Origin of the sequence: Arthrobacter sp. FW306-05-C (assembly GCF_021801725.1) — a bacterium.
Classification (GTDB): Bacteria; Actinomycetota; Actinomycetes; order Actinomycetales; family Micrococcaceae; genus Arthrobacter.
The window spans coordinates 4238481-4263233 of sequence record NZ_CP084556.1 but is presented as its reverse complement, the minus strand read 5'-3'; the positions used below and the strand labels follow the sequence as shown (position 1 = coordinate 4263233).

At 64.9% G+C, this 24753-nt stretch carries 23 protein-coding genes and 1 rRNA gene; 18 read left to right on the top strand and 6 right to left on the bottom strand.

Annotation, left to right across the window (positions count from 1 at the left end):
• Window positions 1-61: 61 nt before the first annotated feature.
• Entirely contained in the window at window positions 62-364 is a 303-nt protein-coding gene (locus LFT44_RS19745) for a hypothetical protein (protein WP_236800206.1), read from the bottom strand.
• Between the two features lie 268 nt (window positions 365-632).
• On the opposite strand from LFT44_RS19745, the gene LFT44_RS19740 reads away from it, so the two are divergent.
• The 4 genes from LFT44_RS19740 to LFT44_RS19725 all read left to right on the top strand — a co-directional run bounded on the left by LFT44_RS19740 (window position 633) and on the right by LFT44_RS19725 (window position 7181).
• Window positions 633-2090 (top strand): DUF3375 family protein, encoded by a 1458-nt coding sequence (locus LFT44_RS19740; RefSeq protein ID WP_236800205.1) that lies wholly within the window; start codon window positions 633-635, stop codon window positions 2088-2090.
• Window positions 2083-2901 (top strand): DUF4194 domain-containing protein, encoded by an 819-nt coding sequence (locus LFT44_RS19735; protein ID WP_236800204.1) that lies wholly within the window; start codon window positions 2083-2085, stop codon window positions 2899-2901. The genes LFT44_RS19740 and LFT44_RS19735 overlap by 8 nt, the downstream gene beginning before the upstream one ends.
• Window positions 2898-6374, top strand: coding sequence for an ATP-binding protein (locus LFT44_RS19730; RefSeq protein ID WP_236800203.1), 3477 nt, complete (start codon window positions 2898-2900; stop codon window positions 6372-6374). Before LFT44_RS19735 ends, LFT44_RS19730 begins: the two co-directional genes overlap by 4 nt.
• Before the next feature lie 123 nt (window positions 6375-6497).
• Window positions 6498-7181, top strand: a complete 684-nt coding sequence (locus LFT44_RS19725; RefSeq protein WP_236800202.1) for a hypothetical protein — start codon at window positions 6498-6500, stop codon at window positions 7179-7181.
• A gap of 76 nt (window positions 7182-7257) precedes the next feature.
• On the opposite strand, the gene LFT44_RS19720 is transcribed toward LFT44_RS19725, so the two are convergent.
• Entirely contained in the window at window positions 7258-7752 is a 495-nt protein-coding gene (locus LFT44_RS19720) for an FBP domain-containing protein (RefSeq protein ID WP_236800201.1), read from the bottom strand.
• Between the two features lie 356 nt (window positions 7753-8108).
• Between LFT44_RS19720 and LFT44_RS19715 the strand changes: the two genes are divergently transcribed.
• From LFT44_RS19715 to LFT44_RS19690, 6 genes are all read left to right on the top strand, one after another.
• Window positions 8109-9197 (top strand): iron-siderophore ABC transporter substrate-binding protein, encoded by a 1089-nt coding sequence (locus LFT44_RS19715; protein WP_236800200.1) that lies wholly within the window; start codon window positions 8109-8111, stop codon window positions 9195-9197.
• A 10-nt stretch (window positions 9198-9207) separates the two neighbouring features.
• Window positions 9208-10290: a FecCD family ABC transporter permease gene (locus LFT44_RS19710; RefSeq protein WP_236800199.1), complete on the top strand. Its 1083-nt coding sequence runs from the start codon at window positions 9208-9210 to the stop codon at window positions 10288-10290.
• 20 nt (window positions 10291-10310) lie between these two features.
• A complete protein-coding gene (locus LFT44_RS19705) occupies window positions 10311-11384 on the top strand; it encodes a FecCD family ABC transporter permease (RefSeq protein WP_236802962.1) in 1074 nt (357 codons plus the stop codon).
• Window position 11385: 1 nt separating this feature from the next.
• Window positions 11386-12201: an ABC transporter ATP-binding protein gene (locus tag LFT44_RS19700; protein WP_236800198.1), complete on the top strand. Its 816-nt coding sequence runs from the start codon at window positions 11386-11388 to the stop codon at window positions 12199-12201.
• 59 nt (window positions 12202-12260) lie between these two features.
• A complete protein-coding gene (locus LFT44_RS19695; RefSeq protein ID WP_236802961.1) occupies window positions 12261-13268 on the top strand; it encodes a siderophore-interacting protein in 1008 nt (335 codons plus the stop codon).
• Window positions 13269-13558: 290 nt separating this feature from the next.
• Window positions 13559-14401, top strand: coding sequence for an SGNH/GDSL hydrolase family protein (locus tag LFT44_RS19690; protein ID WP_236800197.1), 843 nt, complete (start codon window positions 13559-13561; stop codon window positions 14399-14401).
• On the opposite strand, the gene LFT44_RS19685 is transcribed toward LFT44_RS19690, so the two are convergent.
• Window positions 14398-14703, bottom strand: a complete 306-nt coding sequence (locus LFT44_RS19685; RefSeq protein WP_236800196.1) for a YciI family protein — start codon at window positions 14701-14703, stop codon at window positions 14398-14400. The genes LFT44_RS19690 and LFT44_RS19685 overlap by 4 nt on opposite strands.
• Before the next feature lie 59 nt (window positions 14704-14762).
• On the opposite strand from LFT44_RS19685, the gene LFT44_RS19680 reads away from it, so the two are divergent.
• Window positions 14763-15248, top strand: a complete 486-nt coding sequence (locus LFT44_RS19680) for a MarR family winged helix-turn-helix transcriptional regulator (protein ID WP_236800195.1) — start codon at window positions 14763-14765, stop codon at window positions 15246-15248.
• Between the two features lie 56 nt (window positions 15249-15304).
• Window positions 15305-16066: an SGNH/GDSL hydrolase family protein gene (locus LFT44_RS19675; RefSeq protein WP_236800194.1), complete on the top strand. Its 762-nt coding sequence runs from the start codon at window positions 15305-15307 to the stop codon at window positions 16064-16066.
• 30 nt (window positions 16067-16096) lie between these two features.
• On the opposite strand, the gene LFT44_RS19670 is transcribed toward LFT44_RS19675, so the two are convergent.
• The 3 genes from LFT44_RS19670 to LFT44_RS19660 are packed head-to-tail and all read right to left on the bottom strand — an operon-like array spanning window position 16097 to window position 18904.
• Window positions 16097-16846 (bottom strand): FAD:protein FMN transferase, encoded by a 750-nt coding sequence (locus LFT44_RS19670; RefSeq protein ID WP_236800193.1) that lies wholly within the window; start codon window positions 16844-16846, stop codon window positions 16097-16099.
• 46 nt (window positions 16847-16892) lie between these two features.
• Window positions 16893-17438 (bottom strand): FMN-binding protein, encoded by a 546-nt coding sequence (locus tag LFT44_RS19665; RefSeq protein ID WP_236800192.1) that lies wholly within the window; start codon window positions 17436-17438, stop codon window positions 16893-16895.
• Complete coding sequence (locus tag LFT44_RS19660) at window positions 17435-18904, bottom strand: ferredoxin reductase family protein (RefSeq protein ID WP_236800191.1); 1470 nt, start codon at window positions 18902-18904, stop codon at window positions 17435-17437. Before LFT44_RS19660 ends, LFT44_RS19665 begins: the two co-directional genes overlap by 4 nt.
• A gap of 314 nt (window positions 18905-19218) precedes the next feature.
• Between LFT44_RS19660 and rpmB the strand changes: the two genes are divergently transcribed.
• The 6 genes from rpmB (at window position 19219) to LFT44_RS19630 (ending at window position 24505) form a co-directional block, all read left to right on the top strand.
• Complete coding sequence (gene rpmB, locus LFT44_RS19655) at window positions 19219-19455, top strand: 50S ribosomal protein L28 (RefSeq protein ID WP_003798559.1); 237 nt, start codon at window positions 19219-19221, stop codon at window positions 19453-19455.
• Window positions 19455-19622, top strand: coding sequence for a 50S ribosomal protein L33 (rpmG, locus tag LFT44_RS19650; RefSeq protein WP_013602737.1), 168 nt, complete (start codon window positions 19455-19457; stop codon window positions 19620-19622). Before rpmB ends, rpmG begins: the two co-directional genes overlap by 1 nt.
• 2 nt (window positions 19623-19624) lie before the next feature.
• A complete protein-coding gene (gene rpsN / locus LFT44_RS19645; protein ID WP_009358853.1) occupies window positions 19625-19930 on the top strand; it encodes a 30S ribosomal protein S14 in 306 nt (101 codons plus the stop codon).
• 268 nt (window positions 19931-20198) lie between these two features.
• Window positions 20199-20525, top strand: a complete 327-nt coding sequence (locus tag LFT44_RS19640; RefSeq protein ID WP_208324301.1) for a helix-turn-helix domain-containing protein — start codon at window positions 20199-20201, stop codon at window positions 20523-20525.
• Window positions 20526-20563: 38 nt separating this feature from the next.
• Window positions 20564-21376, top strand: coding sequence for an IS3 family transposase (locus LFT44_RS19635; protein ID WP_236800190.1), 813 nt, complete (start codon window positions 20564-20566; stop codon window positions 21374-21376).
• 1606 nt (window positions 21377-22982) lie between these two features.
• Window positions 22983-24505, top strand: a 16S ribosomal RNA gene (locus LFT44_RS19630).
• Window positions 24506-24753: the final 248 nt, after the last annotated feature.

Here is a 24753-nt window from a genome sequence, read left to right as displayed (position 1 = left end):
GGGTCATCTCCTTGGCCGGATGGCCGGTGTAGCCATGGATCCGCCGGGGTTGGAGAACCCTTCAGCTGTCCCTCAAGATTACCCGCGGGTAAGTTCCCGTGCCAGGGGACGTTTGGCCCTGGAAGTCCCCGGGAAGGTCCACGGCGGAGGCGCGGTGGACCACCTTGTCCCAGCCCGCGTTGATCCCGTGGACTACAGCCAGGAGTGTGTTGGCCACCACCATCCAGGTGAGCTTGCCGGCGCCCAGGACAACCAGGGCGATCAGTCCTGCGGTGAGCACGAATGCGGCCAGAATAGCGCCAAACACCAGTGTCCCGATGAAGACCAAAGTGGCTGTTTCCACGGAGCTTAGATCGAACTGCATGAATCCCCCTGCTGCGACGTTGCTTTGCGAAAGACTGCTGTGGTGAGAACCAGTAGCAGAAGCGTAGGGGGACGGGGGCGCGCCCAGCCAGAGCCCGTGGGGCGTATGTGACTCTTGATACGGGATTGAAACACTACCGGCAGGTAGGTCACGGAGCGGTAGCGGCGGCCTGCGTTAACCTTGTAGTTGGCAGTTTTCCGGTCCGTTCTGTTCGGAGCGCCCTGCCCAGCCCCGAACAGCCCAACAGCCAACAGCCCAAGGAGAGTGTGTGCCCCGCTCCGCCAGGTCATCTGCTGACGCCATCAGCGCCCGGCTCCGGGACCTCGAACTCCTCACCAAGGGACCTGCCTGGGCCCTGACGCGCTCGGCGCCGTGGGTGATCGCGGTACTGCAGGCTTCCTTCACCCGCACCCGTCCGCAGGTGCCGCTCGAGGAATTCCATGCCGACGTCGACACCTTCCTTGAGGAGCTCCGGCGCCAGGATCCCGGCCTGGGAGGAGGTGCCAATGGCAAGGCTTTTGGCGATGAGTGGACCCGGCGGCAGTTCCTGACGCGCCGGAACCAGTCCGGCCAGATCGTTTACGAGGCCACCGAGCCTGCCGCCCGTGTGCTCGCCTTCCTCGACAGCCTCTCCAGTGAACGGTCCACTTTGAACGGTTCCCGCCTGGGCACCCTGCTGGGGGACGTGGAAAAGCTCGCCAACGAAACCAACCCGGACCAAAGCGCCCGCCTCGAAGCCTTGGAAGAGGAGATCGAAGAGCGGCAGCAGCTGATCCAGGACATCAGCACCGGCGAGTTCGACGGCCTGCTCGACGACGACGAAGCCGTGGAAGCCGCCGGGAACATCCTGGACCTCGCTGCCAGCCTGCCGGCGGACTACAAGAAGATGCGCGACCGGATCGAGGAACTGGTGGGCGAGCTCCGCAACCAGATCATCGAGGAGTCGCTGACCAAGGGCGCCACGATGGCCCAGGTCCTTGAAGCCGACAAGCGGCTGCGCCAGAGTCCCGAGGGCAGGACCTTCAGGTCCTTCACCGCGTTCCTTGAGGACCCGCAGCAGCAGCTTCGCTTCCGCTCCGCAATCGGCGAGGTCCTGAGCCGGCAGTTCGCGGACGACCTCTCACCCGAGGACCGGGAGACCCTGAAGAGCCTGGTGGCCGAGCTCCGCCAGCAGCACAGCCAGATCCAGCGCATCTACGGCAAGCTCAGCGAAAGCCTCAACACGTACGTGCAGAGCGACGACTTCCGCCAGTCGGTCCGGCTGCGGCAGGTCCTGCGCGAAGCCGAGCAGGCCATCCGTTCCCTCCCCTACGAGCGGGAACGCCCCGGCCTGGTCCCCGGACCCGTCCTCTACAACGCCGGCTTCGAGTCCCTGTCCATGGTGAAGCTGTTCGATCCGGATGAGTTTGCGGCACCGCCCCGCCTGGCCGATCCGATCGCCTTCACCGACTCGGACCGGGTGCGCTCGCCGAGGACCGGCAAGGCCAAACCGGCGGTGGTCCGGGCGGCCATGGCAGGAGCTGCCACCCTTGCCGACGCCTGGCACCAACTGCCGCCCGAAGAGCAGCACATCAACTCCATCCGGGCCCTGTTGTCGGAGGCCCTCCATGCGGGGGCGGACTTCGACCGTGGCGCCTGGGATGGCCTGGACTTCGAACAGATAGACGGCTCCACCCGCAGGGCCTACCTGCCGGTGGTCACGCTCGCAAAGGATTCAGATGACTGAGGTTTCACACGACAACGGGCTCGATGAGGCGGAGGACATCCAGCCTGACGCCGAGCAGGTGCCGGCGGCCGAGCGCCCGTTTACCGTTTCCCCCCGCGACACCTTCGTCGACGGTGCTGCGCTGTTTCCCGGTGACACCGGAGTCCTGTCCATGAAGGTGCGCCAGGCCTTGGTGAAGCTCCTCAAGGGCCCCTACATTGACGGCGGCCGGGACGAAAAGCTCTGGACCGTGTTGCTGGATAACCAGGTGATCCTGCGCAGCCGCCTGTCCGAGCTGTTCCTGACCTTGCAGTTGGACCATGAGCGGAAGATCGCCGTCCTGCGTCCCGTGGATCCGGAGGTGATCGGCGGCAGCACCCGTTCCAGCATCCTGCGCCAGCAGCGCGCCCTGAGCCGGGTGGAAACCATCGTGCTGCTCCGCCTGCGCCTGCTGCTGGACCGGCACGTCACCGCCCAGACAGACCCCACGATCACCCGCGAGGAAATCACGGACCTTGTGGCGCACTACCAGCCCGCCGGTCAGCAGGACGCCCTCCGCGACTCCGACGTGGTGACCCGCGCCATCACCAAGCTCCTGGCCCGCCAACTCCTGCTCCCCACGGGCCTGGACGACGTGTACACCATCTCGAACGCCCTGCCCCTGGCCTTGCCGTTCGAAAACATCGGCGACATCCCGGCCCATATCGAAGCCCTGGTAGCCGCCTCGGCCGACCCCACTGGCACAGAAGCGATGCTCGACCTTGAGCCAGATCCTGCGGTTGAGCCCGCCGAAACCGGGGACGACAACGACGACACGGAGGACGCCAAGTGAGCATCGCGAGCATGCTTCCGTTGGGGGATGTCACGAACCCCGGCCAGATGCGCCTTGCGTTGGTGCAGGTGGTCAACTGGGGGACGTTCCATGGGGCCCACACGATGCACGTGGACCGGAACGGGACGCTGCTGACGGGTAATTCGGGCGTGGGTAAGTCCACGCTGTTCGATGCGATGCTGCGGGTTTTCGATGCGCGGCCGCGGTCGAATGAGGCGGCAGCGCAGCGGTCGGGCGGTGCCGTGGAGGACAAGCGGACCACGTTCACGTACATGCGCGGCAAGGTGGGCGACAAGGCCGTGGGCGAGGGGTCGGCGAGTGCCTTCCAGCGCCCCGGTGCCACCTGGTCCGCCGTCGCGCTGACGTTCGATAACGCAGCCGGCACGCGGGTGACGGTGTCGGCGCTGTTCGACCTGCCCAAGAATGGCACGGAATCGAGCGTGGGCCGGTTCTACCTGGTGGACAACGTGCCCCTGGACCTGGAGGCGCTGGAGGGCATCGCCGACAAGCGGTTCACCAAGGGTGCGCTGGAGGCGATCTTCCCGCACGCCCAGGTTTTCGACGTGCACAAGGCGTTCGCAGAGCGGTTCCGCCGGCTGCTGGGCATCAACTCGGACCAGGCCCTGCCCCTCCTGCGCGTGATCCAGGCCGGCAAGGGCTTGGGCGGCAGCGTCAACACGTTCTTCCGCGACCAGGTCCTGGACGCGCCCGCAACATTGGCCGCCGCGGACGATGTGGTGGAGGAGTTCAGCAACCTGATGTCCATCCGCCAGCGGCTGGAGGACGTCCGGCAGCAGCGCGACCAGCTGGCGCCGGTGCCGGGGCTGAACCGGGAGTACGCGCAGTCGCTGCTGGACGCGAACCGGCTTCGGGAACTGGTGGGCGAGGAATTCGAGGCCTACAGGCAGCAGCTCGCCGTCACGGTCCACCAGAAGACCCTGCTCCGCTTCCGCGAGCTCGCCCAGGCGAAAGCCAAGGAACTCGGCGCCGAGCGTACGGTCCGGGACGGACTGGCCAAGGAACTGCGGCAGCTGGAAACCGACTACAACAACCAGGGCGGCAACGCGATCTCGGCGATCGAGCAGTCGCTGGAGAACGCCCGGGTGGGGCTGAAGCTCCGCCAACAGGTGGAGGAGGCGGCCCAGCAGGCACTGGCCGACGCCGGGCTGCAGCTTGAGTGGAGCGCCGCTGGCTGGGAGCAGGCCCACGAGCAGGCGGCCGCCCGGTCCGCCGAGCTGAAGGATGATTCGCAGGCCCTGCAGGAACTGCGATTTGAGGCGTTCGATGCGCACGCCGGCCGGAAACGTGAGCTGGCGGCTGCCGAGCAGGAGCTCGTCTCGCTGAAGACGCGCAAGTCCCTGCTTCCGCCGTCAAGCATTGAAAACCGCGCCGCCATTGCCGCCGCAACAGGCATCCCCGAGGACCGCATGCCGTTCGCCGGCGAACTCATGGACCTCGCTGAAGGTGAGGAGCGATGGCGCCCGGCAGCCGAGCGCGCGCTCCGCAGCCTGGCCACCACCCTGCTGGTGCCGGGTGAGCACTTCGGCGCCGTGACCCGCTACCTCAACGACCACAACGTCCGCGGCGCCTTGCGGGCAGTGGATGTCTCAAAACCGCTCGCCGGCGGCGCGCTGGCCGTGGAGGACGCGCGCGACGGCGACCTGCTCACCAAGCTGGACATCCTCGCCTCGGGCACGGCTGCCGAAGCCGGCGAATGGGTGCGCGAACGCATCGCGCTGGACTTCGCTTTCCCCTGCGTGGAGGACCCCGACGAGCTGGCGGCGCTGGACAAGGGCCTGAGCCTGGGCGGGGTGGTCAAGCGCAACCGGCACACGGTGGAGAAGGACGACCGCTTCACCAGCCGCCAGGACTACGTCCTCGGCTTCGACAACGCCGCCAAGCTGGAACTCGTGGCAGCCCAGGTGGAGGACCTTCGGCAGGAAGTGGCCAAGGCCGCCGAGCTGGCGCAGAGCCGCGAGGACTCACACCAGGGCATGAGCCGGCAGCTCGATGCGCTGCGACGGATCGCCGAAGACGACCGCCCCTGGGAACAGGTATCCGCTGCGGTTGCGGCCGACGAGCTCGCCCGGATCGAGCAGCGGCTCAAGGACGCCCTCGCCGCGCAGGCGGACCTGGAGCCACTCCGCGCCACCATCGAGGAGGTCCGGCAGAAGCACCAGTCCAGCACCGAGTCCGCCGCTGTGCTGCAGAGCGAATACAAGGCACTCGACCGCCAGCTGACGGCTGCGGACACCCTGCTGGAAGCAGCACGCGACCGCCTTGCCCAGGCGCCGCCGTCGGACGCCACCGTCAAAGCCCTGGAACCGTACTTCGCGGAATTCGGCGACGTCACCGAGATGCACGAGCTGGACAACCTGGCCAACCGGGTCCGGACCGCCCTGCTGGGTGAGCTGCACACCGCGGAGTCACGCGGACAGGCGACGGCCGAGCGGCTCACCCGCATTTTCGAAGGCTTCGTGCGCGAGTGGGGCAGTGCCATTTCGGCGGACCACGGCACCAGCATCGGCGCCGCCAGCGAATTCGAGGCCCGTTACCACGCGATCGTGAACGACGGGCTGCCCGCCCAGGAGGCGGAGTTCCGGCAGTTCTTCAACCAGCGCACCCACGAGTCCTTCAGCACCCTGCTGCACCTGCTGGACGAGGAACGCCGCTCCATCACCAGCCGCATCCTGCCCCTGAACGGCATCCTGTCGCAGGTGAACTTCCACGAGGGCAGCTACCTGGAACTGGACATCAAGCAGACGCTGCCTCCCACGGCCAAGCAGTTCAAGGACGCCATCCAGAACGCCTTGAAGGCGCGTCATACCCGGCCTGCGAAGTCGGAAGCTGGCCGTGCAGAGGGTCCCGGCCCGGAGAGGGACGACGACGGCGAGCTCACCGCCCGCTACAAGACCCTGGAAACCCTGGTCAAGAGGCTCGGCTCGCAGGCACCCGAGGACCGTCGGTGGCGCGCCGAGGTGCTCGATGTCCGCGGGCACCTGTTCATCCAGTGCAAGGAACACCGGGAGGTCACCGGCCCGGCCGCCGGAAAGAAGGGCGGCGTCAGGACCGAGGTGTTCATGCACGCCGACACCGGATCCATGTCCGGCGGCGAGCGGCAGCGGTTTACGGCCTTCATCATGGCCGCGGCCCTCAGCTACCAGCTGGGCATCGCGGAGCAGGGCTTCACCACCTACGGCACGGTGATGATGGACGAGGCATTCGTCCTCGCCTCCGAGGAGTTCGCAGGCGCCGGGATCAAGGCCCTGCACGAATTCGGGTTCCAGCTGCTGCTGGCTGCGCCTGAAAACGTGATCGACCTGTCCCGGCACCTCGGCTCGGTCACGGAGATCCTCCGCGACCGCCGCACCAACCGCTCGGGCATCCTCACCGCGCCGGTGATCCGGCCCCGTCCGGGGCAGGAAGGGGCCTGGCGGTCCGAGGCGAACCCGGTGGACATCGTCCTGCGTTAGCTGCTGCCGGCGCCCATACTTTATAACAAATCAATGGATATATCGTCCGGGTGCTGTTGAACGGTGCTGTCCTGGTGCCATCCTGTGGGCATTAACCACTTGCCTTCATGAAAGGCAGCACAAATGCGCCCAGCACATCGCGCCACCACCTTCATGGCGCTCGCCGCGGCTGGGGCCCTCGGCCTCACGGGCTGTGCTGACGGCACGGCAGGCGGCGGAGGTGCCTCGACGGGGCCCGCCGCCGGGACGAGTGCAGCAGGTCCGCCTGCATCAATCATTCCCGCCGCCACCTCGTCTCCCGCTCCCGCCGGGCCGGTGATCTTCACATTCGCAGACAGCCGCCTGTCCTTTGCGCGGCCGGAGGGCTGGGACGTGAAGCATGAACAGGTATCGGCGTCCCCGGCAGTGGAAATCGCGACAGTCTCCGATGCCGGCGGCAAGGAGCAGGTGGCCATCTACTACAGCCAGATGGGAGACATCACGGCCGGCAACGTCTCCAGGTTCGTACTCGATACTGACCCGGTGCCGGGGTTGATCGGGGCCGCTGTTCCCACGCCCAGTTCATCGTTCTTTGTTGATCACGCTTTCGGCACTGCCACTTACCACATGGGGCTAACGCCAGGAGCGCCGGTCTCCCCGGACGGCCAGGTGCAGTACGGCTACGTGATGCTTGGCGACCGCATCCTGACCGCAGATGTGTTGTTCGCCGCTGCCCCGTTCCCTGACGATGAGGCGGCAAAAGCCTGGTACTGGAGCGGCGAAGGCCAAATGCTGAAGGCCTTGCTGATGAGTTTCTCCTACCGCTGAGCGGCAAGCGGGGAAGCCCTCCCCCTCCCAAACGTGGGGGAGGGCTCCCATATGACTGCCTACTTGCCCGGCACTCCTATTTCGACTGGACGCGGGCCAGGAACTGCGCGGTGCGGTCCTGCAGGCCCCGGATCTGGCGTTCCACGACGACGGCCGGGTCCGGATTGATCTCGTTGGCCGGCGGTTCCTTGCGGACATTGCCGCAGCACAGGAAATCGGAGCAGATCAGCGTTCCCACGGTGTTGCCGTCACGACCCGACTGGCCGGCGCGCTTGGCGACCCAGAGGAGCACATCCTCCTTTGAGAACACGTCGCGGCAGAGCTCGCACAACACGGAGCGCTTCTTCCGGGCCCCTCCTTCAGGCGCCCGGAGCATGATTCCGGTAAGGCCCTTGGGTCCGGGAACCACCAGGTAGCCGCGCAGCGGCATCTTCTCATCGCGCCAGCCCAGGAACTCCAGGCTGTCCCAGGCGAGGGAGTCAAAGTTCTTGGGCAGCGTGAGCTTTGCAGCTTCCGAGCGGCTGGCGTTGACGAAGGATGAGCGGATCTGTTGAGGCGTGACTGATTGCATGGCTGAACTTTCGTAAAGGGTGGGCGGCCCGGAGCCGGGCCAGGGGTAACGGGGGAGTCAGTCAGTCTCCGCGGTGCAGGCCAAAGCGGCCACCCCGCTTTCCACGGCAGCGGCGGTCCAAGTGACCATCTGCGTGCGCATTGTTCCCGTTGTCCTGTTCCTGTTCAGCATCCCGGTGTCTCTGCCGCCGGTCCGGCAAGGACATCCTGCCAGTTCAGTGGCTTCCTGTCCAAGGACCTGCGCTGGTTTGTGCTCTCCATCACCTTCCCTGCATTAGGCAATGAAAGTGTTGCGTAATAGCCATTTAGATAGGTTAGCCTTACTTAAGTTTTCGTCAGCCTGATTCAAGGAGTCCCGTGACCAGCCCCTTATTCCCCGGCCCCGCACCCACCCGCCGGACGCTCTTCTCTTCCGCCGGCAAGGCTGCGGCGGTGTTAGCCGCCGCAGCCTTCACGCTTTCCGCCTGCAGCACGGGCCCAACCTCCTCAGTTGCGGATGCAGGCAACGCAACCAGCAGCACCGCATTCCCGGTCACCATCAATCACGTCTACGGCGAGACCACCATCGAGAAGCAGCCCACCCGCGTTGCCACTGTCTCCTGGGTGAACGATGACGTCGCCATCGCCCTGGGTGTTGTCCCGGTGGGCGTTCCAAAAAATGACTGGGGCGGCAACTCCCAGGGCTCGACACCCTGGAAGGACGCGGCCCTCGAAAAGCTGGGCGCCGGCTTCGGCTCGGACAAGGCGCCGGTCCAGTACTCGGAGGCCGACGGCATCAACTTCACTGAGATCGCCAAGCTCAGCCCCGACGTCATCCTCGCCGCCTACTCCGGTCTCACCGAAGAGGACTACAAGAAACTCAGCGGGATTGCCCCCGTGGTGGCCCATCCGGACGTGGCCTACGGAACCTCCTGGCAGGACGCAACCACCATTATCGGCAAGGCACTGGGGAAGGACACCGAGGCTGCCAAGCTCGTCGCTGACACCGAGGCCACTGTCAAGGACAAGGTCTCCGAGTTCCCGCAGCTCCAGGGCAAGAGCTTCATTTACGGAAACCTGGAACCCGCCAAGGGTGATGGCGTCAACGTCTACACCGCCAACGACAACCGCCCCCGCTTCCTCACGGAAATCGGCATGACCCTGGCCCCGGTGGTTGCGGACAAGTCCCAGGGCTCCAAGGAGTTCTACATTCCGTGGTCGGCTGAGAAGGCGAACGAACTCAAGTCGGACATCTTCGTCACCTGGGTTCCCGACGCGTCCACCGCGGACGCCATCAAGGCCGACCCGCTGCTCGGCCAGATTCCGGCCATCAAAAATGGCGCCCTGGTGGCCGATTCGGACAACACCCTCACCCTGTCCATTTCGGCTTCGTCGCCGCTGAGCCTGCCCTGGTCGCTGGATGCGTTCCTGCCACGGCTGGCGGCCGCCGCAGATGCCGTGAAGTAGGGGAATTCCCATGAGTACGACGACGGCGCGCCCCGAAGGGGGAGCGGGAACCCGGGTGCCGGCCCGGGTATCCAGTGGTTCCCTCCGCGGTGATCTTTCGAGAGGGAAACGGACCGCCTGGCTGGGTGCCGCCGTCGTCGTGCTGGTGCTGCTGGCCGGCACATCGCTGGCCGTGGGTGCCCGTGACGTTCCGCTCGGCAGCGTATGGCGTGCCCTCACCGCATTCGACCCCGCCAATGGTGACCATGCCGTGGTCCACGCCCGCATTCCGCGGACTGTCCTGGGCCTGCTGGCCGGCGGCGCGCTGGGCCTGGCCGGGGCCGCGATGCAGGGCGTTGCCCGCAATCCGCTGGCCGACCCCGGCATCATCGGCGTCAACGCCGGCGCCGCCCTGGCAGTGGTCACCGGCATCTACCTCTTTGGTGTCACCACCTTCTCCGGCTACATCTGGTTCGCCTTTCTCGGGGCCTCCGCAGCCGCCGTCGTGGTGTACCTCATCGCCTCGCTGGGGAGGGACGGTGCCACACCCGTGAAACTCGCGTTGGCGGGTGCGGCACTCAGCGCCGGGCTGTCCTCGCTCATGAACGTCATCCTGGTCTCCAGCCAGGACACCCTGGACAGGTTCCGCTTCTGGCAAGTGGGGGGCATCGCGGGCCGGGACTGGTCCGTTCTCCTGCCTTGCCTGCCTTTCCTGGCCGCCGGTGCGCTCATCGTGCTGCTGGCCGGGCGCAGCCTCAACAGCCTGGCCCTGGGGGACGATGTGGCCCGCGGACTGGGGCAGCGGGTTGGCCTGTCCCGTGCCGTGACCGCCCTGGGAATCGTCCTGCTGTGCGGCACGGCAACAGCGCTGGCGGGGCCCATCGGGTTCGTGGGCCTGGTGGTGCCCCACGCGGTACGGTTCCTCACCGGCCCCGATTACCGCTGGATCCTGCCCTTCTCCCTGGTCGCCGCCCCCGTGCTGCTCCTGGGCGCGGACATCATCGGCCGGGTGGCGCTGCTGCCCGGCGAAGTCCCGGCGGGCATCATGACCGCCCTGGTCGGTGCCCCGGTGTTCGTGTGGTTGATCCGCCGCGGGAAGGGAGCCGGGCTGTGAGCCTCACCAAACCCCGCGAGATGGCACTTAACGGCAGTCCTGCGCGCAGACATTGGGGTTATCTGCCATCTCGCGGAGGAAACCGGACCGCGATCCTGGCCGCCGGTGTGATGCTGATGTTTTTCGCATCGGTCCTGCTGGGCAGCTACACGGTGACCATTCCGGATTTCTTCACCATCGTCGCCAACCACCTGACCGGCGGACCGAGGATGCCAGGCGCCAGCTTCATCGTGATGGAGAGCAAGCTGCCCCGGGCCGTGATCGGCACCCTGATCGGGATTGCCTTCGGCCTGGCGGGCGCTCTCTTCCAGACCATGCTGCGCAACCCCCTGGCCAGCCCGGATGTCATCGGCATCAGCTCCGGCGCCAGTGCCGCCGCCGTGGTTGCCATCGTCGTATTCGGGGCAGCCGGCGCCGCGGTGTCCGGGGCGGCGCTGGCGGGGGCCCTGGCCGTTGCTGCCCTGATTCACGCAATCTCGAGCGGCGGGAAGCGCCGCGGAACCGGTCGGGGCAGCGCTGCGGGAAACCGGCTGGTGCTGGCCGGCGTGGGCATCGCCGCTGCCCTGCAGGCTGTGGTCAGCTTCCTGATGACCCGCGCCGACATCCGCACCGCCGCCGACGCCCTCGTATGGCTCAACGGATCCCTGAACTCCGCCAACTGGGAACGCGCAGGCATCCTGATCCTCGCGCTCGCGGCGCTGGTCCCCGCCGTCGCGCTCATCGCCGGGCCGCTGCGAATCCTTGAGCTCGGTGACGACGCCGCTGCGGGCCTCGGCGTCCGGGTGAACACAGCGCGGCTGGTCTTGGTGTTCGTTGCGGTGTCACTGGCAGCAGTGGCGACGGCGGCAGCCGGGCCGGTCTCATTCGTCGCCTTCCTGGCCGGGCCCATCGCCCGCCGCGTGACCGGGAAAGCCAGCCTGCCGGCGTCGGCCCTTGTGGGTGCACTGATTGTCCTGGCCGCGGACTACTTCGCTGCCAACCTGGCGCCCCTGCTGCTGGACGGCACCGTCCTGCCGGTGGGCGTCATTACCGGTGCGCTCGGCGCCCCGTTCCTGCTGTGGCTCCTGGTCACGGCCAACCGAAAGGATGCCTGACGTGGCAGTTCTCGAAGCCCAGGACCTGACCCTCAAATACGACCAGCGCTGCGTCGTGGACGGGCTCAGCGTCCGGATCCCCGAAGGAAAGGTGACCATGATCGTGGGCGCCAACGCCTGCGGAAAATCCACCCTGCTCCGCGGCCTGTCCCGGCTCCTGAAGCCCGCTGCCGGCACGGTGGCCCTGGACGGCAAGGACATCCACACCCGTCCGGCCCGGGAGCTGGCCCGTACCTTGGGCCTCTTGCCCCAGCACCCCACCGCTCCGGACGGCATCACCGTGCGCGACTTGGTGGGCCGGGGCCGCTACCCGCACCAGGGCTTCTGCCGCAGCTGGAGCGAAAAGGACGGCGCCGCGGTGCAGCGCGCGCTGGAAGCCACCGGAACGCTGGAGCTTGCCGGGCGCGACGTGGACGAGCTCTCCGGCGGGCAGCGGCAGCGGGCCTGGATCGCGATGGCGCTGGCGCAGGAAACCGAGGTCCTGCTGCTGGACGAGCCCACCACCTACCTCGACCTGGCTCACCAGGTGGAGGTCCTGGACCTGGTGACGGACCTGAACCGCACCCGCGGCACCACAGTGGCCATCGTCCTGCACGACCTAAACCTCGCTGCACGGTACGCGGACAATGTCATCGCCATGAAGGACGGTGCGGTAGTGGCCATGGGTTTACCGGCTGAGGTGGTGACCGAAGGCCTGGTCCGTGACGTGTTCGGTTTGGACAGCAGTGTCATCCCCGATCCCGTTTCCGGTACCCCACTCATCATTCCCATTGGCCGCCACCACGCCACAGCCAACGAACTGGAGCTCATCCCGTGAGAACCCGCGAAACCGCAGCAGCCCAGCCAATCGCCGCGCAGCCGGTGTCGGCCCAGCCCATGAGCCTGGCTTTCGAGGTCACGGTCTCCGCCGTCCGGCAGCTCAGCCCCACGTTCCGGAGGATCACGTTCGGCGGCTACTCGTTGCGGGACTTCGGCGTTCATGGGGAGACGCGGGACCTGCGGATCAAGCTCGTGATTCCGTCGCTGGCCGCGGACGGCACACCGCTGCCGCTCCCAGCCTTCCAGACGAGTGATGCCGGCTGGTACCGGAACTGGCTGGCGATGGATCCGGATCTGCGCGGCTCGATGCGCACCTACACCGTCCGGGAAGCCCGGCTGGACGGGGTGTACCCGGAGATCGACGTCGACTTCGTGATGCACGTGGACGGGGACGGGCAGGCCGGGCCGGCCGCGGGTTGGGCATGGAACGCCCAGCCCGGCGACGCACTGACCATCATCGGCCCCAACAACCGGGCCGCGCACTGCATCACGGCGGAAACCTACTCCGGCATCGAGTGGCGCCCCGGCCTGGCCCAGCGCATCCTGCTCGCCGGCGACGAAACTGCCGTCCCGGCCATCTCCGCCATCCTCGAAACCCTCCCGTCATACATGAGCGGCCACGCGTTCCTGGAGGTTCCACAGGCGGGCGACTTCCTGGAACTCAGCTCTCCGGCCGACATCGAGATCACGTGGCTGGCCCGCGGTGCCGCTATCGGCAGGTCCCGGCCGCACGGTCAGCTGCTGCAGGAGGCGGTCCGCAAAGCCGTCCCCGTGCCCGGCTGGGTGGGCATCAAAGTGGACGACGGCGGCGCAGGGCCCGAGCCCGAAGACGTCAACGTCGATGAAGACATCCTGTGGGAGACACCCGCCCGCCTGGGCACCGAGGGGATCAGCGCCACCAGGAACCCCCACCTGCCGGCCGGCGCACTGCCCTTCTACGCCTGGATCGCGGGCGAAGCCGCCGTCATCAAGGACCTCCGCCGGTACCTTGTCCGGGACGTAGGGATTGACCGGAAGCAGGTGGCGTTCATGGGTTACTGGCGGCAGGGCAAGGCCGAGGGGTAGGGTTTCTTCCTCCTGGCTGGCTCCGCCGCCGGCGCCGTTTTGCCGTCGCTTAGACACCTCCCGACGCTTCGCTCGGCCGCGGGCGGCCTTGCTCCGCTCTGGTCGGCGATGCGCTCCTACGCAAAACCGCGCCGCTGGCTTGTCGCGCACGGCACCTAAACGCCCGCTCATCTTTGGTTGCTTTCCCGCCAACGCCCGCTCACTTTTGGTGGGCCAAACCGAAACGCGCGCTCACTTACTGTTCATCCCGGCGTCGTACTTCCTTTTCCTTCCGCCGTTACGTTGGGGCGGTGCCTGAATCCTTGCTTCCTGATTCCGGGCGGCGGGTGTTTGTTGCCCTTGGGGACTCGTTTACCGAAGGGGTGGGGGACCGGGATGAGCGGTTGCCCAACGGGGTGCGGGGCTGGGCCGACCGGGTGGCCGAGAAACTTGCCAAGGCGCAGCCCGGGTGGAGATACGCCAACCTGGCCATCAGGAGCAAGCGCCTGCGGCACATCATCGTTGAGCAGCTGGAACCCGCACTGCGGATGCGGCCCACACTAGTCACCCTGTACGCCGGCGGCAATGACATCCTGGACCTGAAAACGGACATGCCCGCGCTCATGGAGGCGTACGAGCAGCTGGTCGCGAAACTCGCCGGCACGGGTGCGGTTCTTGTCCTCTTCACCGGTTTCGACGTCAAGGTGTCCGCGCTGCTGGAGCCGCTGAAGAAGCGCAACACCTACTACAACCAGCGGGTTCGGGAGATTGCGGAGAAATACGGGGCCGTACTGGTGGACTACTGGTGCCTGGACGCGTTCCACGACCGCCGGATGTGGGATTCGGACCGGCTCCACATGTCCAGAGCCGGGCACAAATACCTGGCGGGCCAAGTTCTGGACCAGTTGGGCGTTCCGCACAAGATCAAGCCCAAGGACTGGGAACCGCCGCCCAGGCTGGGGCTGCGCGAATGGGAGCGGCGGCAACGGCGCTGGGTCCACGACTGGGTCCTGCCGCTCTTTGGCCGCAAGCTCCGCGGCGTCACGCTGGGGGACACGCTCACCCCGCGCTGGCCGCAGCCGGTGAGGGTGCCGCGGAAAGGCGGACTGAAGAAGCTGGCCGCAGAAGAATACGACGGCGGGACGGCGCCTTAGGCGGTAGGCGCGGGCGGGGTGTCCAGCAGGATTTCGTACCCGGAGGCCACCCGGCCGGCGTGGAACTCCATCACTTCGAAGTCGGCAACACCGTTGGTGTAAAACGGATCCTGCGCCAGGCTCGCATCGAGGGTTTCCCGTTCGGCCTGCGAGAGGAGCAGCCCTCCGGTCCGGGGAATCTTTCGGCCGGCGGCGATGAACACGCCGTCGTCGAACGCCTTCTGCAGCCAGGCGATGTGGGCGTCGTTGTGGAAGTCGACAATCTCCTGGGGCACGCGGTAGGTGAGGGAGACAACATACATGCGGCAAGCCTACCGGGGCCGGAGCGGCTGGTTGAAAGATCAATCGTAGAATGGGGACCATGACCGAACCCCGCTGGCTGACCGCTGACGAACGCCGCGCCTGGCTGGCACTGGTGAGCATCAACACCCTGCTGCCGGCGGCCCTGGACACCAGGCTGCACGCTGCGGGGAAGCTGTCCCTCTTCGACTACACCGTGCTGGCCATGCTCTCCGAAGCGGAGGACCGGTTCCTGCCCATGAGCGAACTCGCTGCCCGCAGCAGCGCGTCGCTGTCCCGCCTTTCGCACGTGGTCACCAAGCTGCAGAAGCGGGGCTGGGTGGAACGCCGTCCGCACCCCTCCGATGCCAGGGTGACCACCGCGCACCTCACCGAGGAAGGCATGGCCACTATCGTGGGGCTGGCTCCAACCCACGTGGAGGACGTCCGGGACCTGTTCCTCGACGCCCTGACTGAGCAGGATGTGCTGGACCTGGCCCGCATCGGCGAAAAAGTGGTGGGCCGGCTGGACACGGACCATTGGATTCTTCGCGAAAAGCCGGCCTGACCCGGGCAGACGCCGGTCGATTGGTTGCTTCTGGCAACGGATGGCAAACTAGCCGCATGGATTTCACTTCCCGGTTCGTGGCACTTGGCGACTCCTTCACGGAGGGTGTTGGTGACGACGATCCCACGCGCCCCAACGGTGTCCGCGGCTGGGCAGACCGCGTAGCTGAACAGCTCTGCGCCGCCGATCCCAACTTCGGTTACGCCAATCTCGCCATCCGGGGTAAGAAACTCCGCCAAATCCTGGCAGAGCAGGTGGACGCCGCCGTCGAACTTAACCCCACCCTGGTGACCATCTACGCCGGTGCCAACGACATCCTGCGTCCCAAAGTGGACATCGACGACCTCCTGGCGGAATACAACGACGCCGTCGGAAAGTTGTCTGCAACCGGCGCCACCGTGGTGATGTTCACCGGATTCGATGCCCGGGGTTCAAAGGTTTTCGGCACCATGCGCGGCCGCACGGCCATCTACAACGAGCTGGTCCGGGGGATCGCGGGGGACCATGGCGCCCTGTTGGTGGACTACTGGCGCTTCAGCGAGTACTACGACTGGGGCATGTGGGGGCACGACCGGATGCACATGTCCGCCGCCGGCCACGGCAACATGGCCAAGCGCGTCCTTGAGGTCCTCAAATACGACCACTCCATCGACGTCCCGCCCATGACGCCCGTCCCGGAGCTGAGCCGTTCCGAAGCCATCCGCGCCAACGCCCAGTGGTTCCGTGAGTATGCAGCGCCGTGGGTGGTCCGCCGCGTCACCGGCAAGTCATCCGGGGACAACCTGCAGCCCAAGTACCCGCAGTTCACCCGGCTGTAGCGGGAATACCGGCCAACCGCCCAACCCGCGTCAGGAGGGCTGAAAGCCCGGCGTGGCCAGCATGGAGCCGTCGGCCCGGATGGCCATCACAGCAACATCCCACCCGACCGCGGCGCGGTTCAGCATGCGCGTCCCGCCGGCGACGATTGCGGTGGCCAGGACATCGGCGGTAACGATGTCCGCGGCTGCCACGGTGACCTGGACGAATTCGCCGCCGTTTCCCACCCGCCAGATGTGCTCGCCGCGTTCGGCAGAGCCGGATGTGGCTATTGCCGCGTGGCGGCTGTTCCCGCCCAGCGGATAACCGGTGATCAGGGTGCGGCGGTCCGCGGGATCCACGACGCCGGCCTTCCACGGCTGCGTTCTTTCGGGATGCGGCGAGCCGCTCACCAGGACGTCGCCGCCGGCGTTGAGGCACCAGTCCCGCCGGCCCAGGGCCAGCAGCGACGTTCCTGCCTCGCGGATGGCATGGCCCTTGACGATCCCGGACAGGTCCAGCACGCCGTCAGGCCTTTCCGGGGTGAAGGCGCCTTCCGTGCGGAGCCGCCATTCATGCGCCTCGGCGTACCGTTCGCGCATCTGCGCCGGGGCCTGCGGAAGCTTCAGGTCACCCCGGGCCAGTTTGCTGGCCTCCGAATCGGGGCGGTACAGGCTGAACGTTTCGTCCAGGTCCCGGAAAAGGCATTCGACGACGGCGGTGGCGGCGCCCAGCTCATCGAACCCCGGCTGCCCTTCCGCGGGGGAGTCCACGGGCATGGTGAGCCCGATGACGGTTCCCATGCACTGAAAAGTGCGCGCCTTCAATGTGCTGGTCGCCGTCCGGGGGTCAGAGGTTTGCTGCATCGATGGCTGCCTGGAGTGAGGTCAGGTACGCGTCGCTGGTGATGGTGGCGCCGCTGACGGTTTGGACATTTGCCGACTGTGCCGCGAGGACCTTGCTGCGAAGCAGGGGAGCCGCGCGGTTGCTGATCTGGATGGACTTGCCGTCGGTATTGGTGAGCTGGAGGGCTGTGACATCCGTGATTTTCCCGTTGGCCACCGTGATCTGGACCTGCACGGGACCGAACCGGGTCTGCACCGTGTTGCCCTTGTAGGTGCCGGCGGCCGAGGAGTTCGAGGACCCGGAGGAGCCGGACGACCCTGAGGTACCTGAGGAGCTGGACGGGCCGGCGGCTCCGGAAGTGCCGGCGGTGCCCGAAGACCCGGACGTTCCCGGGCCGGACGAGCCTGTACCCGTCGAACCCGTGGTGCCTGCCGCCGTCGTACTCGATGCGACGGTGCTGATGCCGCCTGCCTGCGTGCCCGTCTGCCAACCCGCCAGGAGGATCCCGGCGGAGGCCAGGGCCGCTGCAATTGTTCCGCGTATTTTCACCAGTCAAACCTTTCGTGATGGATCTGTTCCTCGGGGACGCCGGCCTTCCCGGCGTCCGCTATGACGTTGGCCGCCCACACCGCCGGGCCGCAGACGTAGACGTCCGCATCCGCGATGTCCGGCACGTAGGAGGTGAGGCTGTAACCGCTCCGGACGGCGTCCTCGGGAAGCCACGTGGACGTGGTGCGGGAGCGTTGTCCCGTGAGGTGGAAGAGCCGGACGCCGCGGGCCTGGCAGAGGTCGAGGATCTCGCTGCTGAGATACAGCTCCTGGTCTGTACGGCCGCGGAGCAGGACCGTCGCCTCGCCGGGTGCAAAAGGCGTGGTTTCCAGCAATGCCCGCAGGGGCGTGATGCCAATCCCGGCGCCGATCATCACTACCTTGTTCCTGGTCCGGGCAGCTGTGCTGAGCAGGCCGTAAGGGCCCTCCAGTGCCACTTTGGTTCCCTTCCGCAGCCGGAGGAGCTGGGCGGAGCCATTGCCAAGGTTGCGGACCGTCACCCGCAGGGTCCCCTGGCCGTCCGGGCCGTTGAAGACGGGTTCGGCGGACAGGCTGAAGGGGTGGGGATGCCACCACATGCCCGGGGAGAGGAAGCGCCAGATGAAGAAGCGTCCGCCCGTTCCAGCCAGCTGGTCAAGCTTCCGGCCCCGCATCACAATGTTCACCACGCCTGGTGCCACGGGCTCAACGCGGGCCACGGTCAGCTGGTGCCGTGCCGATGCCAGTACCGGCTCCAGGATGCGGAAGTACACCAGGGCCGTACCGGTGTAGATGCAGATGGCAAGCCAGTACCAGCGCTGCCACGTCCCGGCCGCAAAGAGGCCCCCCACGCTGAACTGGTGCGGGATCGAGGTGGCAACGGCCGCGTACGTCAACAGGTGGACCACGTACCAGAACTCGTAGGGGAAGCGGCGGCGGACAGCCACCATCGACGTCACCACGACGGCGATGAACAGCGCCATGGAGACGAAGGCCAGCCATATGTCGGGCACCTGCGTCCACAGGTTGATGGACTCGCTGACCGGGTCCAGTCCTTCTGCCATGCCATACCCGATGGCCAGCAGCGCGCCGTGTGCCAGCAGCAGGTAGAGGGAGGGTTTCCCCAGTTTGCCGTGGAACTCCAGCGCGCGGTCGTGACCGATGGTGCGGTCAATGAAGGGGATCCTTGCGGCTAGGAGCAGCATGAGCAGGACCAGGTCCATGCCCGCCAGTCCGGCTACGACCCCTGCCGCCGTGAACAAAGAGGCGGGCGACGTGATGTCGGTGGCCCCGCCGTCGGCAAGCCACAGAGCGATTGCGGCGGCAACGGACGCCCAGGCAATGACGGTCAGGAGATCCGTCCGCAGCATGCGCTGGCGGTGTTGCCGGGAGAACCAGCCGCGGGCGGGGCTCTTTGTGGTCGGTGATAGCTCCGGGCGGCCGGAGCTGCTTGCGGCCGGTGATGCCGGCAGGAGCTGCGTGTTCATGCATCCAACATGCTGGGCGAAGCTATGCCGCTGCTGTGAAAAGGGTCAACCGCAAGCTGTGACCTTGGACGGCGGCGGCGCCCTTATACACCCGATTGGTCTTTAATTGCGTCAACTCGTAGACTTGGTAGGCGCTAAGTGCGCGGAGCGTGCGCAATTGCTCCGGTTGCCCGGTAATTTTCTCCAGGGTGGCCGGTAGTTAGGGGCTCAAGTTGCGTAACTAACCGTTGCCCGTACATTCTGTGGGTCGCCCTTAGCAGCATGGTCCAGCAGCAGATATGCGGATCATTACTTTCAATTCTTGAGGAGAAGTCATGGCAGCACACTGCCAAGTGACCGGGGCCGAGCCGGGCTTTGGGCACAGCATTTCGCACTCGCACCGCCGCAACAAGCGTCGGTTCGATCCGAACATTCAGAAGAAGCGCTACTGGGTTCCGTCCCTGCGCCGTAATGTCACGCTGCAGGTTTCTGCAAAGGGCATCAAGACCATCGACGTACGCGGCATCGACGTTGTCGTCGCCGACATTCTGGCTCGCGGGGTGAAGCTCTAGTGGCTAAGGACAAGGACGTACGTCCCATCATCAAGCTCAAGTCGACCGCGGGCACGGGTTACACCTACGTAACCCGCAAGAACCGTCGTAACGATCCTGACCGCATGGTCCTGAAGAAGTACGACCCCAAGATCCGCCAGCACGTCGAATTCCGAGAGGAGCGCTAAACATGGCTAAGAAGTCCAAGATTGCTCGCAACGAGCAGCGCAAGGTCATCGTTGAGCGTTACGCTGCTAAGCGCCTCGAGCTGAAGAAGACCCTGGTTGACGAAAACGCAACCGACGAAGCACGCGAAGCAGCCCGCCTGGGCCTGCAGAAGCTGCCCCGCAACGCGTCCCCGATCCGTCTGCGTAACCGCGACATCATCGACGGCCGCCCCCGTGGCACCTTCCAGAAGTTCGGCATCTCCCGTGTTCGCTTCCGCGACATGGCACACAAGGGCGAACTCCCGGGCATCACCAAGTCATCCTGGTAATCCAGCACCGCTGATACCAGCTGCTTGAGAAGGGCCGGCAACCTTAGTGAACTGCTCCCCGAAAGTTGGACTGAGAAATCAGTTCTGACTTTCGGGGAGCAGTTTTATGCATGGGAGAAGTTCGTTGTCCGTGGAGCAGCGCGAGGCCGCGGTAGCGTTGTTTGAAACGGGTTGGGGTGCTTGGGCGGTAGCGACCCGACTCGGGGTAGGTAGGGGTGCTATCAAACGTTTGTATGGTCGATGGCGGACGCGCGGAGGTACGACGCTGGTGGCGAAGCCGACACGACCGGTGTTCTCGTTTGAGTTCAAACTCGATGCTGTGCAGCGATACCGCGCGGGTGAGCCCAAAGTCGCCCTGGCGAAAGAGCTTGGGCTGTCCTCTCCACTGTTGCTCGAGAAGTGGGCGCGTCAGTACCGGACCGAAGGCGAGGACGGGCTGCGGCCCAAGCCGAAGGGCCGTCCGAAGACGAATCCTGGGACGGCAAGGAAACCTGAGTCTGAGGTAGAGCGGCTGCGCCGTGAGAACGAACGCCTGCGGGCAGAGGTTGCCTTTCTGGGAAAAGTAAACGCCTTGAGGGACGGGGAACAGCGCTAAAGGTCCGCGCTGTCATCGCTCTCAGGGCTGAACACCGCTTGGAAGTTCTCCTGGACGTAGCCGGGTTAGCCCGGTCCACGTTCTTCTACCACCAGTCCCGCCTCCAAGGCCCAGATCCACGGGCTTCTCTGAAGACCGCTGTCACGGAGATTTTCGAGAAGAACCATGGCCGGTACGGACACCGCCGGATCCATATTGAACTGCTCAAGCAAGGGTGGACGGTCGCTAAGAAGACCGTATTGAAGCTGATGCGTTCCCTGCGGCTGGTCTGCAAGGTCCGGAGCAGGAAGCGGTACAACTCGTACCAGGGCGAGCAGGGCGCTGTGGCCCCGAACCTGCTGAATCGCCAGTTCGAAGCGGATGCCCCAAACCAGAAGTGGGTGACCGATGTGACCGAGTTCAGCGTGGGTGACCGGAAGCTCTACCTCTCACCGATCATGGACCTATTTGACCGGCAGATCATCTCCTATGCCATCGGGAGGTCCCCCAATTTGGAGCTGACCAACGCCTCGCTGCGCAGCGCCTTGGCCACGCTAGCGGACGGGCGGAAACCCCTCGTTCACTCCGACCAGGGATTCCAGTATCAGCACAACTCTTGGCGCACGCTCTTGGCGGAGGCCGGTGCGGTGCAGTCGATGTCCCGCAAAGCCAACTGCTTCGACAACGCCGTGATGGAAAACTTCTTTGGGCACCTCAAGGAAGAACTCTTCCATCACGTCCGCTTCCTCAACACCGAGGCCCTAACAGCGGCCTTGCACGAGTACATCCACTGGTACAACACCGAAAGAATCTCCACCAAGCTCAAGGGTTTGAGCCCGCTACAGTATCGTGCTCAGACGCTTGCGGCATAGGTCCCTCATAGCGAACCTTCACCGGGACTTTGGGGGCTGAAACTCAATCCCATTTACAGGCACCCTCGCGTGGTTCATAGTCGGGGTATGAGAGGGGCTGGAATTCTCCCCGCAGACGCTCCCGACCCGCGGGCTGGATGGGCCGAGCGCCTGAAACTCATGCCCATTCCCGTGATGGGGCTCATCCCCCAACCGTCATTGGAGGACACCGACAGCGTTGGTGTGACCTATGGCCAAGATGATCGTGGGTACAACGAGATGACGGCGAGCATCACCTATACGCTCTGGCGAAACCCGGATGACCGCTCAGACCCGGTAAACCTCGCAGACCTCAACGAGAAGACACGCAGATCGATCGAGGAAGTTCCGCCATGGCCGCGGCCCCCTTGGCTGATCGAGTACGTGGAGCGCCTGCGTTACCCGCAAGTTGAGGAGGCCGTGCGAACCACCTGGCACCGCGATCCATCCGAGCGCTCTTCGGTTCGAAGCCTGTTGGCTGACCATGTCAACCACATCCTCATGAACCAATACCGGCAAGAGCTCTGGCCGGGCAGCAACCCGTGGGACCAGCACGCACCCTCAGTAACCGCCCGGATGGTCAACAGCCAGGCCAGGACCGTTATCAACGGAGTCGACATGCCCGGCGCAGAGATTGATACAGACCCCGTTCGTCTACGGTATCGGAGCCCAGCTGTCCGGCGGCGGCGTGGTGACCGCTGTGCTTCCGCGCACGGAGCTCAAGCACGTCCAAGTCCAATTCACCACCCGGAGCTAATACATCTACACACAGCGACAACGCGAGGGGTCTACAAATGGCAGAAAATTTGGGTACTCGCCTCTGAAGCAGCCAGTCTGGAACTTCGGCCACCGAAGCATGGGACGGAAAAGGCTCCGACCAGGAAGGGACGGAGCCTTTAGCAAAGGGCCAACCGCTTACCGCTAGAGTTGGACTCGCACATTTGCGAGTCCAACTTTCGGGGACCGGTTCATAGGGTTGCCGGCCCTTCTGCGTTTAAGTTCCTCCCCTGCGCGCTGGGGAGCGCCACGTTGGCGCCTGTGCCGGAGACCACAGAAGGGAATCACGACGACGGCAGGCAGCCTGGGCGGCACAATGGCCCGTCCTGCCGCGCAATTCCGGGGTTTTCACCGCTTCCGGGCGACGGTTTGCGGTGGGCCCCGACTCCGTGTATTGTTTTCTAAGTCGCCGCGGGGGAGACAGTGAAGAACTGATCACCACGGGCGGCCAAAACCCCCAAAAATCAAAGCCAGAATCTGGTTGCTCTTTAGGGCGCTGGAAACTGGTGGGGAACCGACCTCCATATCGATGAGAATCCTGAAAGACGGATTTGCGTCGGATGCGGGGATCGGGTAAGTTTGAAAAGTTGCTCCGGAGCGATCCTGAACGTTGGTTTGGGTGGTGCCGGGTGTGTCTGTTGTTTGAGAACTCAATAGTGTGCCAAGTTTGTTGATACCGATTATGTAATGTGATTGGTTGATTGTGCTGTGCCGCCACCCCGTGGTGTGCATGGTGTTTTTGGCTGGTTTCAAATTTTGTGCAGCCGTGGTCGCCGTTATTTCCGGTGGTTGTGGTTGTGTCTGTTTGTTTTCAACGGAGAGTTTGATCCTGGCTCAGGATGAACGCTGGCGGCGTGCTTAACACATGCAAGTCGAACGATGATGCCAGCTTGCTGGTGGATTAGTGGCGAACGGGTGAGTAACACGTGAGTAACCTGCCCTTGACTCTGGGATAAGCCTGGGAAACTGGGTCTAATACCGGATATGACTGATCATCGCATGGTGGTTGGTGGAAAGCTTTTGTGGTTTTGGATGGACTCGCGGCCTATCAGCTTGTTGGTGGGGTAATGGCCTACCAAGGCGACGACGGGTAGCCGGCCTGAGAGGGTGACCGGCCACACTGGGACTGAGACACGGCCCAGACTCCTACGGGAGGCAGCAGTGGGGAATATTGCACAATGGGCGAAAGCCTGATGCAGCGACGCCGCGTGAGGGATGACGGCCTTCGGGTTGTAAACCTCTTTCAGTAGGGAAGAAGCGTAAGTGACGGTACCTGCAGAAGAAGCGCCGGCTAACTACGTGCCAGCAGCCGCGGTAATACGTAGGGCGCAAGCGTTATCCGGAATTATTGGGCGTAAAGAGCTCGTAGGCGGTTTGTCGCGTCTGCCGTGAAAGTCCGGGGCTCAACTCCGGATCTGCGGTGGGTACGGGCAGACTAGAGTGATGTAGGGGAGACTGGAATTCCTGGTGTAGCGGTGAAATGCGCAGATATCAGGAGGAACACCGATGGCGAAGGCAGGTCTCTGGGCATTAACTGACGCTGAGGAGCGAAAGCATGGGGAGCGAACAGGATTAGATACCCTGGTAGTCCATGCCGTAAACGTTGGGCACTAGGTGTGGGGGACATTCCACGTTTTCCGCGCCGTAGCTAACGCATTAAGTGCCCCGCCTGGGGAGTACGGCCGCAAGGCTAAAACTCAAAGGAATTGACGGGGGCCCGCACAAGCGGCGGAGCATGCGGATTAATTCGATGCAACGCGAAGAACCTTACCAAGGCTTGACATGAACCAGACCGGGCTGGAAACAGTCCTTCCCCTTTGGGGTTGGTTTACAGGTGGTGCATGGTTGTCGTCAGCTCGTGTCGTGAGATGTTGGGTTAAGTCCCGCAACGAGCGCAACCCTCGTTCCATGTTGCCAGCGGGTAGTGCCGGGGACTCATGGGAGACTGCCGGGGTCAACTCGGAGGAAGGTGGGGACGACGTCAAATCATCATGCCCCTTATGTCTTGGGCTTCACGCATGCTACAATGGCCGGTACAAAGGGTTGCGATACTGTGAGGTGGAGCTAATCCCAAAAAGCCGGTCTCAGTTCGGATTGGGGTCTGCAACTCGACCCCATGAAGTCGGAGTCGCTAGTAATCGCAGATCAGCAACGCTGCGGTGAATACGTTCCCGGGCCTTGTACACACCGCCCGTCAAGTCACGAAAGTTGGTAACACCCGAAGCCGGTGGCCTAACCCCTTGTGGGAGGGAGCTGTCGAAGGTGGGACTGGCGATTGGGACTAAGTCGTAACAAGGTAGCCGTACCGGAAGGTGCGGCTGGATCACCTCCTTTCTAAGGAGCACCTACAATGATCCGTCGCCAATGCATGTTGGTGGTGGGTGTGTTGTCAGGAGTAAAGGCCCGTTGCACGGACGACTGTTCCGTGGCGGGTGCTCAAGGGTGGAATATCAACAAATAGCGGCTGTCTGGTCTTTTGGTCTTCTTTAGTACGAACCCTGGTGGTTCTGGAACGGTGGGCCGGGGGTTTGCCGGGTGGTTTAGTGTTTGGCACACTGTTGGGTCCTGAGACAACAGGACCA

Coding starts and splice junctions, on each gene's coding strand:
- LFT44_RS19745 (WP_236800206.1), bottom strand. CDS start 364: ATGCAGTTCGATCTAAGCTCCGTGGAAACAGCCACTTTGGTCTTCATC.
- LFT44_RS19735 (WP_236800204.1), top strand. CDS start 2,083: ATGACTGAGGTTTCACACGACAACGGGCTCGATGAGGCGGAGGACATC.
- LFT44_RS19725 (WP_236800202.1), top strand. CDS start 6,498: ATGCGCCCAGCACATCGCGCCACCACCTTCATGGCGCTCGCCGCGGCT.
- LFT44_RS19720 (WP_236800201.1), bottom strand. CDS start 7,752: ATGCAATCAGTCACGCCTCAACAGATCCGCTCATCCTTCGTCAACGCC.
- LFT44_RS19710 (WP_236800199.1), top strand. CDS start 9,208: ATGAGTACGACGACGGCGCGCCCCGAAGGGGGAGCGGGAACCCGGGTG.
- LFT44_RS19705 (WP_236802962.1), top strand. CDS start 10,311: ATGGCACTTAACGGCAGTCCTGCGCGCAGACATTGGGGTTATCTGCCA.
- LFT44_RS19695 (WP_236802961.1), top strand. CDS start 12,261: ATGAGCCTGGCTTTCGAGGTCACGGTCTCCGCCGTCCGGCAGCTCAGC.
- LFT44_RS19685 (WP_236800196.1), bottom strand. CDS start 14,703: ATGTATGTTGTCTCCCTCACCTACCGCGTGCCCCAGGAGATTGTCGAC.
- LFT44_RS19680 (WP_236800195.1), top strand. CDS start 14,763: ATGACCGAACCCCGCTGGCTGACCGCTGACGAACGCCGCGCCTGGCTG.
- LFT44_RS19675 (WP_236800194.1), top strand. CDS start 15,305: ATGGATTTCACTTCCCGGTTCGTGGCACTTGGCGACTCCTTCACGGAG.
- LFT44_RS19670 (WP_236800193.1), bottom strand. CDS start 16,846: ATGGGAACCGTCATCGGGCTCACCATGCCCGTGGACTCCCCCGCGGAA.
- LFT44_RS19660 (WP_236800191.1), bottom strand. CDS start 18,904: ATGAACACGCAGCTCCTGCCGGCATCACCGGCCGCAAGCAGCTCCGGC.
- rpmB (WP_003798559.1), top strand. CDS start 19,219: ATGGCAGCACACTGCCAAGTGACCGGGGCCGAGCCGGGCTTTGGGCAC.
- rpsN (WP_009358853.1), top strand. CDS start 19,625: ATGGCTAAGAAGTCCAAGATTGCTCGCAACGAGCAGCGCAAGGTCATC.